This is a genomic window from Caballeronia calidae, assembly GCF_900044055.2.
GTDB lineage: Bacteria > Pseudomonadota > Gammaproteobacteria > Burkholderiales > Burkholderiaceae > Caballeronia > Caballeronia calidae.
On record NZ_FCOX02000105.1, the window covers coordinates 1 to 15229 of the forward strand.

Consider the following 15229-nt stretch of genomic DNA (forward strand, 5'->3'; position numbering starts at 1 on the left):
TTTAACATCGACCACTCCAGTTTGGATCACACGTTCTACCCCAAATCTGTGTCCAAAAAAACTGGAGGCGCCGCACGAAGGACTGCGGGCGAAGAGCAGTATCGAACATTCGTTCGGCGCGGCGATGCAACCGGACGAGCGCAGAAAGCTCGCCGCACAGAATCCCGATGTGGAGCATCCCGTCGTGCGCACGCATCCGGAAACCGGCGAAAAGATCCTTTACGTCGGCAGTTTCACGACGCACTTCGTCAACTATCACACGCCGCAAAATGTCCGTTACGGACTCGACAAGACGCCGGGCGCGAGCCTTCTGCTCAACTATCTGCAAAGCCAGGCGTTGATTCCCGAGTATCAGGTGCGCTTCAGATGGAAGCCGAACAGCGTAGCGGTCTGGGACAATCGTTCGACGCAGCATTATGCGGTCATGGACTACTGGCCCGCGCCGCGCAAGATGGAACGCGCGGGAATTGTCGGCGACAGACCTTACTGACGTCGCTTTAATAAGGATAACGACACGGTCCTTGAACCGTGTCGCGCTCTTATAGCAACTCGCTCAAGAGTTCTTCTGCACGAGGCCATTCACCATGTCCCGACGCAGGATTCAGATGACCGACCGCGCCCAGTTCGACGAGGCGGCTTGCCCATGCTTGCGCGAACTCGCGCGCGCGATCGATACGGGTCAGCGGATCGTTACTGCTCGCCGCGACGATGCTCGGAAACGGCAAGGTTGCGCGCGGGATCGGCAGCCATCCGTGTTCCTCCAATGCGTCGATCGTCGGATAGCCCGCGGGCATAGGCGTTTCGAGATCGGCCGGCGCGGCGAGCAATGCACCTCGAATCTTCGACGAATCATGACGGCTGGCCCAGTGGGCGAGCATCATCACCCCCGCGCTGTGCGCCACCACGATCACGGGACCTTCGATCGATTCGATTGCGCGCGCGATCGCCACGACGCGCGCGGTGCAACCGAGCTCGTCGTGTTCGAGCGGCTCGACGGTGCGCACGCGCGGCAACTTCGCGGCGAGCAAGGTTTGCCAATGGTCCGGAACGTGATCACGCAGTCCCGGAACGATAAGAACGGTATTCGATTCAGTCATGTCCTTGGATCAACAGAGAAAGATTGAGATGCACGCTCAGTGTGAAAGCAGCTGGCCTAGTGCGCTTGACGATGAATGTCACGGCGTTATCCACTAACGACAACAGTTCTACTTTTGACGATGTCATCACTCGTTCGCGCCGCCTGTCTCACCAACTACAGTGAGGTCGCGCGCGCTTGCGCGCTCGATCCCGTGCGAATGCTGCTCGATGCAGCACTCAGCCCTTCCGTGCTCAACAATCCCGATGTGATGATCCCCGTCGAACGCGTCGGACAATTGCTTCAGGATTCCGCGAGGCTATCGGGAATCGAAAGCTTCGGTTTGCGCATGGCTGAAACGCGCCTGTTGTCGAATCTCGGTGCGGTCGGCCTGCTCGTGCGCGATCAGCCCACGCTGCGCGAGTCGCTCGGCATGCTGATGCGCTATCAACCCGTGCTCAACGATGCGCTCTCGCTGACCGTCGAGGAATACGACGGGCTCGTCACCGTTCGCGAAGCCGTCAGAGCGGGCAACGCACATCAATCGACACGTCAGCGGATTGAGCTCGCGCTCGGCGTGATGGTGCGGCTGATTCGCCAGCTCATACGCCCCGACTGGCGTCCGCGGCGCGTGTGCCTGGAACACGCCCCGCCGCGAGATGTCGGCACGCATCTGCGCTTCTTCGGGCCGTGCGTCGAATTCGATTGCGACTTCAACGCGATCATTTTTTCGAAGGCTGATCTCGACGCCCGCAATCCACTGGCCGATGTCGCGATGGCGCGCTACGCCCAACAACTGGTCGACGCATCGAACCGTCCGCACGCGACTACGCTCGAAGCCGTGCAGCGCACGATCCTGCAACTGCTGCCCGGCGGCCGATGCAGCATCGAACAAGTTGCGGAACATATGGGCATGGTGTGCCGCACGGTGCAACGGCGGCTCGCCGAACAGGGCCACAGTTTCTCGACGATTCTCAACGACGTGCGCCGCGAACTGACGACACGGCATGTCATCGAAGGCGATCGTCCGTTGACCGAAGTGGCGGCGCTGCTCGGCTTTGCATCACCGAGCGCCTTCTCGCGCTGGTACCACACGCAATTCGGATGCAGCGCGAAGGAAAGCCGCGCACAGCGTGGCGCCGTGCGCTGGCTCTGAGATCACGGCACGAGAACCGTCGAACCCACCGTCTTGCGCGATTCGAGCGCGCGATGCGCGTCGCCGGCGTCGGCAAGCGCGTACATCTGACCGGGCTCGCTCCTGATCGTCCCGGCGAGCACGAGATCGAACAGTTCGCGCGCCATCGACAGCATGTGCGAACGCGGCGTGGCGTAATGAACCATCGCGGGACGCGTGACCCAGAGCGAGCCTTTGCGCGCCAGCACGCGCGTATCGATCTGCACGGGACCCGACGACGTGCCGTTGCTCACCAACGTGCCGCGCACCTGAAGACTGTCGATCGATGCATTCAACGTGTCCTTGCCGACCGAATCGTACACGACCTCGACGCCCTTGCCATTGGTCAGCTCACGTACGCGCTCCGCGATATTTTCTCGCGACGTCACAATGGTATGCGTGCAGCCGTTCGCCTTCGCGACCTCGGCCTTCTCGTCGGTGCTGACCGTGCCGATCATCGTGACACCCAGCGCGCGCGCCCACTGACATGCGATCAGGCCGACCCCACCCGCCGCCGCGTGATACAGAATCGTTTCATGGCCTTTAAGCGGATACACCTGGCGAAACAAGTACTGCGCCGTCATGCCTTTCATGATGAGCGTCGAAGCCGTCTTGTCGCTGATGCCATCGGGTAAAGGAATCAGCACATCGGCGGGCATCACGCGTACATCGGAATACGAGCCCTGCGGCCCGAGCAAATAGCCGACGCGGTCGCCCACCTTGATATCGTCGACGCCCTTGCCCACCGCTTCCACCACGCCCACCGCATCCGAACCGAGACCGTTGGGCAGCGCGAGCGGATATTGCCCGGTGCGGAAATAGACATCGATGAAATTGACCGCAACATACGTGTGACGTACGCGCGCTTCGCCGGGGCCGGGATCGCCCACGTGAACATTTTCCAGACGCAGCACGTCGGGGCCGCCGATTTCGTCGAATCGAATTGCTTTTGCCATGTTGAAGAGTCCTTGTTGAAGAACGGACGATCGCATCGCGATGCCTCTCGCGAAACATATCGCGAAATTATATTCATGTCGACATTATTTATGTCTCAATGGGACATTTGCAGTTCGCTGCTCGTCGACGCAATCAGAATGTATGTCGAATGCCCAGTTCAAAGCCCATTTGATTCGATCCGCCGAACGGAGCAGCGGGAACGGCCGTGCCCGCCGATACGGAATAGATCGCGTTCTTACCGTGGTTCTTCATATAGCCCGCCACGCCGTACACGGACGTGCGCTTGCTGAGGTAGTAATTGGCCCGAAGCACGCCGAGCGTGCCGTTGGCGTCATCCGTGGCGTTGCCGATGTGAGAGATCTGCGCATCGAATTGCCACACGCCGAAAAGGGCGGATGCGCCGAGCCATTCGATATCGGTCTTGACCGAGCGCGCATCGCCATGAAGGAGGCGGTGAATCCAGCCCGCGCCGAAGCGCACCGCGCCCACGGTGAGATGGCCGTTCACCTGATAACGGCGGTCCGTATCGCCTGAGTTGGTGAACGCGACGCCCGGCGCGCCCGGAACCACGGCGTTGGGCGCGGACCCAGGCCCGCCGCGCAATTCTTCGTACGACGTCGCGACACCCCAATTGCTCGCGTCGTACTTGATCATGGCCGACAGTCCGCGGCAGGCGATCGCGTCGCCCGCGACCTGACCGCCGCAATTCACGGCCGTCGATGAATCGCGTCCGAAGGAATATGTCGCGCCGAGGGTGAAGCCGTAGAACGTGCCCGTGTAGGAGACCGCGTTATCGAAGCGGTCCGCAAGCAGTGCACTATCGAGCGATCCCAGACTGCCGATTCCCGCTGCGCCGATGATATTCGCATCGATCATCGCCCACGTCATCATGCTGTACTGGCGTCCGAATGTGAGTTGTCCCCAGTCGTTCTTCAGGCCAACATAGGCCTGGCGGCCGAACAGCCGGCCAGCCTGCTGCAATGCGCCGTTAGAAAGAGAAAAGCCGTTCTCCAGCGTGAAAACGGCCTTGAGTCCGCCGCCGAGATCTTCGGATCCCTTGAAGCCCCATCGCGACGGCACATCGCCGCCGCCGATCACCGGCATGCGCGCGACCGCCCCGCCCGTCGGTGTTGCGTGCGTCAGGTATTCGACGCCCGTGTCGACGATGCCGTACAGCGTGACCGAACTCTGCGCGAACGCGGGCGCGCAGGCCAGCGGGGCGATCAGTGAGATCGCAAGTCGTGCGTGCCTCATTTTGTCTCCGGTTAGTTCGCGTCGGTTTTATTAAAAGCGCGCCGCTAAGATTTTGTAGTTCGTATTCCGAATCGATATATTCATCGGCTGGTCCGACTGCTTAACCACGATTTACCGCGCAAAGACGCGACGGCTCATCGCGAAAGCAGTCTGTCAGCGCTTACGATTCACATCGACAGGAATTCAATGCGCGTGACTCGCGACAAATGCGCAGCGCTACAGGCGTTCGAACACCGCCGCGACGCCCTGCCCGCCGCCGACGCACATCGTTACGAGCGCGTAGCGGCCCGCGATGCGCCGAAGCTCGTAAATCGCTTTAGTGGCGAGAAAGGCGCCCGAACAGCCGATCGGATGCCCGAGCGCAATGGCACCACCGTTTGGATTGGTCCTGTCCGGATCGAGTTCGAGGCCGCGGGCAACCGCGATCACCTGTGCGGCGAAGGCTTCGTTGCTTTCGATCACGTCCATCTGATCGAGCGAAAGGCCCGCTTTTCTCAAAGCCTGTTTGGTCGCCGGAATCGGCCCCTCGCCCATGATTTCGCTCGATACACCGGCGACCGCATAGGACACGAGCCGCGCCATCGGTGCGTGCCCTGCCCCGCTCGCAACGGCTGCATCGGCCAGCACTAAAAAGGCCGCGCCGTCGTTGATGCCGGACGCGTTCCCGGCAGTCACCGAGCCGTCTTTTTTGAACGACGGCGCGAGCTTCGCAAGCGACTCCATCGTCGTGTCAGGCTTGACGTGTTGGTCCGTATCGAACACGACTTCGCCCTTGCGCGTGTGCTTCACGATCGGCACGATCTGCGATGCGAAGCGCCCTTCCGCGATTGCCCGCGCCGCCCGACGATGCGACTCCACCGCGAGCGCATCCTGCTGCTCGCGCGTGATATTCCATTTGCGCGCGAGATTTTCGGCGGTCAGGCCCATATGCCCGACACCGAACGGATCGGTCAGCGTTGCGAGCATCATATCGATGAGTTTTGCATCGCCCATGCGTACGCCGTTACGCAGCGACGCAAGCAGATGCCCGCTGCGGCTCATCACTTCGACGCCGCCGCCCACGCCGTAGTCGCAATCACCGAGCATGATGTTCTGCGCGGTCGTCAGAATTGCCTGCAGACCCGACGAACACAATCGATTCACAGACATCGCCACCGTCCGCATCGGCAGGCCTGCTTGAACTGCGGCGGCGCGCGCCACGTAGGCGAAGCCGCTGTCGGTAGGAATCGTGTTACCCAGGGTCACATACTCAATTGCCTGCGGATCGACGCCCGAACGCGCGACGACTTCCGTCATCACTCTGCCCGCGAGATCCGCCGGCTCGAACTCGGCCAGCGCACCACCGAAGGTTCCGATCGCGGAACGCGCCGCGCTCAACACAACTACCTCGCGTCTGCTCAACATGACTTGCCTCATCGAACTGACAACACTCGCTCACTTGAGGCCAGTCTAGAGTTGAGTCTCGTCACCGACTTGACCGATCAGGTCACGCACTAAACATTTCCTGACAACGCGGGTTAACGCTGAACCGTGTCGACGTGGCATCGAATGTGAAGCATGTGGCGCGACTTGCAAAGCGGAGCATGTCGATGCGCACTAGAGTCGGGGCAAGCGTCGGCACGGGCGCGGATTTCAGGAGACAGTCAAGCATGCAAGCGCATCCCGATCTTCCTTCGACCACGCGTCACGACCGGTATCTGACGGGCCGCCGCGAAGCATGGTTCGCCTTCGCGATGACCTTCGCGCTGATGCTGTTCGACTTCATCGACCGGCAAGTGATCGTCTCGCTCTTTCCGCATATCAAGAACGAATGGCATCTCAGCGACAAGCAACTCGGCTCGCTGGTGTCGATCGTTTCGATCGTGGTCGCCGCGGGCGGCATTCCGGTTGCGCTGATCGCGGATCGCACGGGCCGCGTGAGAAGCGTCGTCGTGATGGCGATTGCGTGGAGTCTCGCGACAATCTCGTGCATGTTCACAGGAAACTACGGCCAGTTGTTCACCGCGCGCGCGATCGTGGGCCTCGGCGAAACGGGGTATGGATCGGTCGGCGCGGCACTCATAGCGGCTTTGTTTCCACCGCGCCTGCGAAGTGCAACGCTCGGCGTGTTCTTCGCCGCGCCGACGCTCGGCTCGGTATTGGGCGTGTTTCTCGGCGGCATGATCGCGGCGCACTTGGGGTGGAAAGCAGCGTTGGGTGTCGTCGGCGTACCGGGACTCGTGTTCGCGCTGATCTATCTGCGCGTGCGTGATTACGACACGGTAGCGCTGACATCCGCGCCGCAGCGCGCGGGCGAAACGCTCAGGCACATCTTCGGCACCTTGCTGCGCACGCGCACGTTGCTGGTCGTTTGCGGCGGCGCGGCCGCGCAATTGATCACCATTTCCGCGATCTGGTCGTGGCTGCCGAGTTATCTGAATCGCTATCACGACATGAATGTGGAAGCGGCCGCAAGCACCGCGGCTGGCGTGGTGCTGGTCAGCGCGCTGAGCTGCACGTTCTGGGGCATCGTGGTCGGGCGTCTCACGCAGCGCACGCCACGCAACAAGCTGCACGCCTTATCGCTGTTGTGTGTGACGACATGCGCGATCTTCGTCACCGCATTCGGCGGACCTTATACGGGCGATGCGCAACTCATGCTGATCTTAATTGGCGCGTTCTTCATGAACTGCACGGTCGGTATCGTGGCGGGCGTCGCAATGGACGTCGTTCATCCGGGCATGCGGTCGACGGGTGCGGCAGTGGTGTCGCTGTTCCAGAACATGTTCGGCCTGGCGGTCGGTCCGTTTCTCGCGGGCGTATTGTCCGATCGATGGGGTTTGCAGCATGCGTTGGCTCTCACGCCGCTGTGCAGCCTGCTGGCTGCGGTGTTCTTCGTGATTGCCATGCGCAGCTACGATCACGATGTTTCGCGTATCGTCGCGGCCGTGCGGGACGTGACGCCCATCGACAAGAATGATCGCGTGGGCACCGCAGACGGCGTGACATCATCTTAGACATTGCCTCAGACACATCAACATCAGGAATATCGATGCCTAACCAAACTGCTTCGCTGCCGCTGGCCGGCGTGCGCGTCCTCGATCTTTCCCGCGTGCTGGCCGGCCCGTGGTGCGGCACGGTGCTCGGCGATCTCGGTGCGGAGGTGATCAAGGTCGAACATCCGCAGCGCGGCGACGATACGCGAGACTGGGGCTTGCGCGTCGGCGCGACGCAGACGTCATACTTCAACAGCGCGAACCGAAACAAGCGTTCGGTGACGATCGATCTGCAAACCGCCGATGGACAGCGCATCGCGCAAGCGCTTGCACTGAAATGCGATGTCGTGCTGCAAAACTTCCGGCATGGTGGCGCCGAAAAATTCGGCCTCGGCTATGAGCAATTGAAGCGGCATCACACTTCGCTCATCTATTGTTCGATCAGCGGCTACGATCCGACCGGTCCCGAAGCCGCGCGCCCCGGCTACGATCTGCTCGTGCAGGGCGAAGCGGGGCTGATGGCATTGAACGGCGAAGCCGGCCGGCCGCCGCTCAAATTCGGCGTCGCCGCCGTCGATCTTTTCACCGGCATGTATGCCGCGCAGGCGGTGCTCGCGGCTTTGTTCGAACGTCAGCGAACGGGAACTGGCCGTCACATCGAAATGGCGCTCTTCGATTGCGGTCTGATGATCGCCTCGTACTACGGACTCGAAGCGTTGATGACCGGTCAGGATCCGCTGCGCTACGGCAACGCTCATCCGTCCATCGTGCCCTACGGTGTGTTCGATGCCGAAGACGGTCCGCTCGTCATCACGGTCGGCAATAACGCGCAGTTCGACCGATTCTGTCGCGAGGTCATCGAACGGCCCGATCTCGCAGAGGATGATCGCTTTCGCACGAACATCACACGGACAAAGAATCGCGCCGTGCTTGTGCCCGAGATCGATCGGGAACTCACGCGGCGCAAACGTGCCGTGTTGCTGGAACGGCTGAAGAACGCGGGCATTCCTTGCGGCGAAGTGCTCGGACTGCATGAAGCACTGACCTCGGAACGTGCAACGGCTTCCGGTCTCGTGACGCATCTGCCGCATCCGGAAAGCGGTGAAATGCAGGTGCTTTCTCCGCCCTATCGTCTGGACGGTGCGCGTCCTCCGGTGCGGCATGCGCCGCCATCGCTCGGCGAAGGCACGCACGACGTGTTGCGCTCTCTGCTCGATCTGGACGATACGCAACTCGCGCGACTCGAAGCGGATGACATCGTGTGAGATTTTTGTCGACATTACACAGATCGCGAACATAAAATCGGGCTATTCACCGTTGACGTGCGTCACTCACCCGGCATGGCCCGACTAAAGACTCAGAACCTCCCCGACCTTTCCGCGCTCCTAACGCCGAAAAATCCGCTGATGCTGGCCGTCGAACGCGCCGTGCTGCGCGGCCAGGACTGGGCCTACGCATCCGCACCGATCGCCGAGCAGATCGCGGCGCGGCTCGCCGGCGTCATCACGCTCGATCTGCTGAAGGCGGGCCAGCGCCTGCTCGAAAAAGATATTAGCGAAGTGCTGCATGTAAGCCGCGCGCCGGTGCGTGAAGCGCTGCGCATTCTGGAGCGCGATCGGCTGATCGAATTTCAGGCGCGACGCGGCGCGATCGTCACCGAGCCCGACGAAAGCGAGCTCCGCGACATCTTCCGCGTGCGCAGCGTGCTTTATCTGACGATGCTGGAGCAAGTCTCCAACGAAAGCCCCGACGAGTTGGAGGCGCTGTTATCCGAGCGGCTGCCGAGACTCGCCAAGGCCGCCGATGAATCGCCGGACGCCTACGCGGTAGAGAGCTTTCTCTTGAATTTCGCCGCCGTCGATCTGTGCCGCAACCGGCTGCTGGTGGATATCCTGCAATCCATTTCGCTCCGGACGCTGCGCTATCTGCGGCTGAGCATGGTCGCTCAGCCGCAAACCATTCGCCTTTCTCTCAAGCGCTGGCGTGCATTGCATAAGGCCATTGTCAGCCGCGACAATGAAACGCTGCTTGCTCTGGCCGCACAACGTCTCGACGAAGCACGCGATGCCGCGGTTCAAGCTGTCACGCCCGCTCCCACGGCCAAGCGGAGTACGCGGTCCAAAAGCAATGCATCGCTCGCTTCACAAGACTGAAGCCCGGCGCACCGGCCGTTCCGGTGCGCTTTCACATCGATCTCCCGTTCATCCTCTCCGCAAAGCGCTCCCGGTCGCGCCGGCGCTTTCGCTCGTCCCTGCTTCGCGAAGTATGAGATCTAACCCCTAATTGTTTAATGTCGACATAAATTCGATCGAGTGATACGCTTCCTCCGAAGAAGTGGTTCAATCACAGGAGGAGACATCCGATGAATCTATACACGGCTGACGATGTGCGAGCCGAAACGATCCCGACCACGCGAGCGTCCGCACGCGCCTATGCATGGGTGGTGTTCGCCCTGATGTTCTGTCTTTTGCTGTCCGACTACATGTCGCGACAGGCGCTCAATGCGCTGTTCCCGATACTGAAGACGCAGTGGGCCTTGTCGGATACGCATCTCGGCACGATCAGCAGCATCGTGCCGTTCACCGTTGGTTTGCTGACGCTGCCGTTTTCGATTTTCGCGGACCGCTGGGGACGCGTGAAAAGCATTGCATTGATGGTCGCGTTGTGGAGCGTCGCCACCTTGGGATGCGCTATCGCAAGCACCTATGAAGAGATGCTGGTGGCGCGATTTTTTGTCGGTGTCGGCGAGGCAGCGTATGGCAGCGTCGGCATTGCGATTCTCGTGAACATCTTTCCGAAGCACATGCGCTCGAGCATCGCCGGTGGTTTCACTTCGGCGGCCGCGTTCGGATCGGTGCTCGGCGTTTCGCTATCGGGTGTCATAGCGACGCATTTCGGCTGGCGCTGGTCGATGGGCATAATGGCGATTTTCGGCTTCGCGCTGCTCGTCGTGTACTGCTGCGTAGTGAGCGAGAAAAGGCTCGAACGCGCGCATCCGAACGATGTCGAGTCGGTCAGCTACGGTTCCGCGAAGTTGCCCTTGCCCGAACTGATCGCGGCTATTTTTCCGAGTCGATCGGTGTTCTGCGCCTATCTCGGCTGTGCGTTGCAAGTTTTTATCCAGGGCACGCTGTTCGTGTGGTTACCGAGTTATCTCAACCGCTATTGGAACATGTCCGTCAGTCAGGCGGCGTTGACGGCGGCGGGCCTCGTTCTCGTCAGCGGTCTGGGACAACTGATGTGCGGCGTGATCACCGATCGCGTATGCGGCGGCTCATCGCTCAAGCGATGGAACATGGCCGCGACGTATTGCCTTGCGCTGGGCGTTTTGCTCACGATTGCATTTCGCGTCCCTCAAGGTTCGTTGCAACTCGCTCTGCTCGGGGCCGCCGTGTTCTTTCTTGCGAGCTCCTTCGGCACATGCAGCCCGATCGTCGCCGGAGCGACATCACCCGCCATTCATGGTTCGGCTTTCGCGACGCTCACACTCTTCAACAACATTCTTGGTCTTGCAGCGGGTCCCTTTCTGACGGGCGCAGCAGCCGATGCTTTCGGTCTCAAGGATGCATTGCACTGGCTTCCGCTGCTGGCGGTGCTGCCATTCGCGGTATTCATGCTCGGAAGACGCTTTAGTCTCGCTGAAGCGAATCGCGCCGACTGAATGTTTCCGCGCGTCCGTCGCGACGCGGCGTTACTCGATTAGTAGTCCACGATGTCACGAATTGCAAAATAACGGGCATCGAATGCAAAGCGGAACAGCCGCTTCTGGCTGGATGATTAAGTCATCCGGACCCCTCAACCCTGATCAAGACATCACCATGAACTTCCTTGACGGCCACCTGTATCCCGAGAACCAGCAGCCGCTGATCATCACCGCCGCGCCGTATGCGCCCGGCTGGATTCCTGCCGACTTCCCCGAAGACATTCCGATCACGATGGAGGATCAGATTCAGAAGGCCGTCGATTGCTACGAAGCCGGCGCCACCGTGCTGCATCTGCACGTACGCGAACCGGATGGCCGCGGTAGTAAGCGCCTGTCCATGTTCAACGAGCTCATCGCCGGCGTGCGTGAGCGCGTGCCGGAAATGGTCATCCAGGTCGGCGGCTCCATTAGCTTCGCTCCGGAAGAAGGCCAGGCCGCCAAGTGGCTCAGCGATGACACGCGCCATATGCTCGCCGAACTCGATCCAAAGCCTGATCAGGTTACCGTGACCGTCAACACCACACAGATGAACGTGACCGAGCATGCCGGTCTCGACGACTTCAGAGGTGTATCGCGCGGGTTCCCTCACCTGTACGCAACATACAAGGACATGATCGTGCCTTCGAACCCGAGCTGGGTCGAGGAACACATTCGCCGACTCACTGCCGCCGGTATCCAGAGCGAGTTTCAGTGCTACAACATCAACAGCTTCGAAACGATCGAACGGATGATTCGCCGAGGCGTGTACAAAGGCCCGCTCGTCATGAACTGGGTGGCGATCAGCGGCGGGATGGATCAGGCGAACATCTATAACCTCGCCAACTTCCTGCGTGCGGCCCCTGACGGGGCGATCATAACGGTCGAAAGTTCGGTGCTGAATGTGTTGCCGGTGAACATGATCGGCATGGCCTTAGGGCTGCATGTGCGATGCGGCATCGAGGACGTGCTGTGGAACCAGACGCGCACCGGGAAGATGAGCTCCGTTGAACAGATCAAGCAGCTGGTGCGCATCGCCGGAGAGTTCGGCCGTCCGATTGCCACCGCGCAGCAGGCACGCGAGATCATGAAGATCGGCGTCTTTTACGAAACCGCGGACGAAACGCTTCAAGCCAATGGTTTCGCGCCGAACCGTAACGGTGGAAATCAGGGATTTCTACGAAAGCAAGCCTAGAAGCAACTGTCTCGCCATCGCAAGCGAAGTAACACCGGGGTGCCACGCGTTTCCGACGCGTGGCTGCCTATTTACAGCTTGGCATCAGAACACGATTGGCGTCTGTCTTCGGACCAGTTTCTGCCGTCCGCTTGTCTTAGCCGTAATGGCCGCTTCCAAGAGGCAAGAGTCAATTCGCGTCCGATGTTACGGGCAGGCCAGACCCGTAGGCGTGCTAGCCGAAAATCCGATCCAGTGCTTCCCAACCAGCCCGGCCGTCAGACAAAACAATGAATGACTCGACCAATTGCCAGTTTATTGGTGTTCCGGCGCGCTCCCGCAAAACATCGTAACTCGCTATAACATTCAGGACTGTTAGTTTTCACAGTATTCAGGAAGTTCATACTTGCACAAACGAATTATTGTACTTCGACATCGTCTACTTTTATCGCAATCAGAGAACAGAAAGAAGCTTCTCCTTTGTAGGTGTTACATTCGAGCGCAATAACTTCGCGTTCTTTAGCAACAAAGCATGCCTGCATGCATAAAACAAGCGTTCTCGCCACCCGTTAAGAACGCCGAGACCTCGTCTATCACAACGTTAGTGTCGTGAACTATCTTTGCGGTGGCACCTTGAACGTCTCCGTCCCAATTCCGCACTATCGCTCTACCCGTGATCACCCACTTACCTCCCTCACGTGTGAGTTCCAGTTTCACCACGACGGTGTCGGAGAAATTATGCAACTGAGAATTCGATTTGCTGAATGCCTGGATGGCCAGTTCTGCGCCCATATTACCTCCGTTCTGCTCAATGGCTATCGTTAGAAGTTATGCGGAATCAAGCAATACGCGCTCGATCCGGTCAATCTCTTGGGCGCCTGCCTTTCGCTACATATTTTCAACGCGGGTGCGGGGCGGGAAATTAAGCGTTCTGACTCTCACTATCTCCACCTTACATTCAGAGGTACGGTTACCGCGAAAGATAGGCGATATTTTCGTCGCTAGCGTTTTGCTTCACTGTCTATGTGGACTAGCGCACACAGGAAATCTTAAAATCGCCAAGTAATAGGTCTGACATCAGGCCGCCCCTCGAACTTAGCGCGGCTTCTTGCATATCCGAGGAACTGGTTTCGCTATAGTCAGCCGACCGGCCTGTTGATATTTCGATTGCGAGCCATCACATCGTCGCTTAAGACTCCGTCTCTCTAGCGATGCTGATCAGCGTCCTTAGAGTGTCCGACGGGTTTCGAGGCAAAGCGGCCCTTCGACCTTCGGTTAACAGGTCTTAATAAAATGAGTTCTTCAATCTTCGCCAACAGATGATGCAGCAGGCGATTTTCATGAAGGCTTCGTGGATGAAAGCGAGCCGTTCGAAGCGGATGCGTAGCCGGCGAAAGTTGTGAAGCCACGAAATGGTTCGCCCCACCACCCAGCGTGTTTTGCCTAGCCCGCTCCCGTGAGCCTGACCGCGCCGAGCGATTTCGGTTGCAATGCCGGCTGCATGTAGTGGACGTCGATATTTGTCGTGGTCGTAGCCTCTGTCACCTTGAACGACCCGAGGCTTCGATAGTGGTCGGCCACGCTTGCCGCTGATGGGCGGGATGGCCTCGACCAACGCTTGAAGCTGAGTGACGTCGTTGCGGTTGGCGCCGGTCAGTATCACGGCGAGCGGGATTCCCTGCGCTTCGGTGATGAGGTGGTGCTTTGAACCGGGTCGCGCGCGGTCTGTGGGATTCGGTCCCGTTTTTGACCTGAGCCCAGCACTGATTGAAGAGGAGTCGACGATGACGCGAGACCAGTCGATTTGGTCGGCGGCACGTAACCGCGCAAGCAGCAACTCGTGCAACTGGTCCCAGACGCCCGCCTCTGCCAGTCACGCAGGCGGCGCCAGCAACTCATACCGCTCCCGCAGCCCATCTCACGTGGTAGTAGGTCCCACCGCAGGCCCGTCTGCAAGATGAAGAGGATGCCCGTCAGCACTGCACGATGCAGGATTGGCGAGCGGCTTGCGTCCTGGGTAACGGTGACGCCCCAGTTTTGGAGGGGGCAGCAACGGTTCGATGAGTGCCCAAAGTTCGTCGTCGAGTATAGGTTTAGCCATTTCCCTTTCGTCGTCGAAACAATGAGCAGGTTAACAGGATTCATCGAGGGTTAACAGCCCCTTTCTTCATTTTGTTAAGGGTTCACTACAGCCGTAGTTATTTTTCCTATACTAAATTAGTACTACTACTTTATATAGGATCATGAAAGAGATTGCTAAAGCATGGGAACGTGAACTGGATGAATTGCATGAGAGATTGGCTGGCCTGTTCAGGCGCGCTGAACCGAGACAGCGTTCGCTAGGAGCGTGCGCGGCAGAAATCTGATGTCATCCGGCCGAGCGGAGAAGACGTTGTTAGCAGATGCCAACAAGTTATCTCCCATACGAGCCGCAGCAGCAGATGTTGCTGCCCCACGCGCTGCAAGACTGGCTGCCGGAAGGGCACCTGGCTTATTACATCAGCGACACGGTGGATTCGCTCGACCTGTCAAGCTTCCATGCGCGGTATGCGGGCGGCGGCCCGCGCAATCAACCCTTTCATCCGGCGATGATGGTGAAGGTGCTCGTCTACGGCTATGCGACCGGGGTGTTTTCGTCGCGCAAGCTGGCCAGGAAGCTGCATGAAGATATCGCGTTCCGGGTCCTCGCCGCGGGCAACTATCCGGCGCATCGCACGCTTTGCGACTTTCGCGCCTTTCACTTGAAGGAACTGTCGGAGCTGTTTGTGCAAGTGGTGAAGCTGGCGAAGGAATGCGGACTGGTCAAGCTCGGGACGATTGCCGTTGACGGCACGAAGATCAAGGCCAATGCGTCGCGTCATAAGGCGATGAGTTACGAGCGGATGAAGAAAGCCGAGCTGGAACTCAAAGAACAGATCGATGCGCTGCTGGCCAAGGCGAA

12 protein-coding genes and 1 pseudogene are annotated in these 15229 nt (G+C 59.6%); 8 read left to right on the forward strand and 5 right to left on the reverse strand.

What is annotated here, in order from left to right; genetic code table 11:
- A partial coding sequence (locus AWB78_RS38855; protein WP_198399438.1) for a TauD/TfdA dioxygenase family protein occupies positions 1–490 on the forward strand: 490 nt, incomplete at its 5' end.
- 49 nt (positions 491–539) lie between these two features.
- Here AWB78_RS38855 and AWB78_RS38860 read toward each other — a convergent pair.
- Positions 540–1097 carry an RBBP9/YdeN family alpha/beta hydrolase gene (locus AWB78_RS38860; RefSeq protein WP_062612094.1) on the reverse strand — a complete coding sequence of 186 codons (558 nt, stop codon included), beginning with the start codon at positions 1095–1097 and terminating at the stop codon, positions 540–542.
- 120 nt (positions 1098–1217) lie between these two features.
- Here AWB78_RS38860 and AWB78_RS38865 point away from each other — a divergent pair, with 120 nt between their 5' ends.
- On the forward strand, positions 1218–2231 hold the full coding sequence (locus AWB78_RS38865; RefSeq protein WP_062612096.1) for an AraC family transcriptional regulator: 1014 nt from the start codon (positions 1218–1220) through the stop codon (positions 2229–2231).
- 2 nt (positions 2232–2233) lie between these two features.
- Here AWB78_RS38865 and AWB78_RS38870 read toward each other — a convergent pair whose 3' ends face one another.
- The 3 genes from AWB78_RS38870 to AWB78_RS38880 all read right to left on the reverse strand — a co-directional run bounded on the left by AWB78_RS38870 (position 2234) and on the right by AWB78_RS38880 (position 5864).
- The gene (locus AWB78_RS38870) at positions 2234–3205 is read right to left on the reverse strand and encodes a quinone oxidoreductase family protein (protein ID WP_062612112.1); all 972 of its coding nucleotides are present in this window, start codon (positions 3203–3205) and stop codon (positions 2234–2236) included.
- A gap of 133 nt (positions 3206–3338) precedes the next feature.
- Positions 3339–4460, reverse strand: a complete 1122-nt coding sequence (locus AWB78_RS38875; RefSeq protein ID WP_062612098.1) for a porin — start codon at positions 4458–4460, stop codon at positions 3339–3341.
- Between the two features lie 216 nt (positions 4461–4676).
- Positions 4677–5864, reverse strand: a complete 1188-nt coding sequence (locus AWB78_RS38880) for an acetyl-CoA C-acyltransferase family protein (RefSeq protein ID WP_062612100.1) — start codon at positions 5862–5864, stop codon at positions 4677–4679.
- Positions 5865–6109: 245 nt separating this feature from the next.
- On the opposite strand from AWB78_RS38880, the gene AWB78_RS38885 reads away from it, so the two are divergent.
- From AWB78_RS38885 to AWB78_RS38905, 5 genes are all read left to right on the forward strand, one after another.
- Complete coding sequence (locus AWB78_RS38885) at positions 6110–7456, forward strand: MFS transporter (protein ID WP_062612102.1); 1347 nt, start codon at positions 6110–6112, stop codon at positions 7454–7456.
- Positions 7457–7491: 35 nt separating this feature from the next.
- On the forward strand, positions 7492–8700 hold the full coding sequence (locus AWB78_RS38890) for a CaiB/BaiF CoA transferase family protein (RefSeq protein WP_062612103.1): 1209 nt from the start codon (positions 7492–7494) through the stop codon (positions 8698–8700).
- A 141-nt stretch (positions 8701–8841) separates the two neighbouring features.
- On the forward strand, positions 8842–9588 hold the full coding sequence (locus AWB78_RS38895) for a GntR family transcriptional regulator (protein ID WP_232478054.1): 747 nt from the start codon (positions 8842–8844) through the stop codon (positions 9586–9588).
- 209 nt (positions 9589–9797) lie between these two features.
- Positions 9798–11096, forward strand: coding sequence for an MFS transporter (locus tag AWB78_RS38900; RefSeq protein WP_062612105.1), 1299 nt, complete (start codon positions 9798–9800; stop codon positions 11094–11096).
- A gap of 157 nt (positions 11097–11253) precedes the next feature.
- Positions 11254–12309 carry a beta-keto acid cleavage family enzyme gene (locus AWB78_RS38905; protein ID WP_062612107.1) on the forward strand — a complete coding sequence of 352 codons (1056 nt, stop codon included), beginning with the start codon at positions 11254–11256 and terminating at the stop codon, positions 12307–12309.
- Between the two features lie 1264 nt (positions 12310–13573).
- Here the strand turns inward: AWB78_RS38905 and AWB78_RS44420 are convergent.
- Positions 13574–14389, reverse strand: a pseudogene (locus AWB78_RS44420) (IS5 family transposase).
- Positions 14390–14690: 301 nt separating this feature from the next.
- Here AWB78_RS44420 and AWB78_RS38920 point away from each other — a divergent pair.
- On the forward strand, positions 14691–15229 hold a 539-nt coding region (locus AWB78_RS38920), incomplete at its 3' end, for a transposase (protein WP_198399248.1).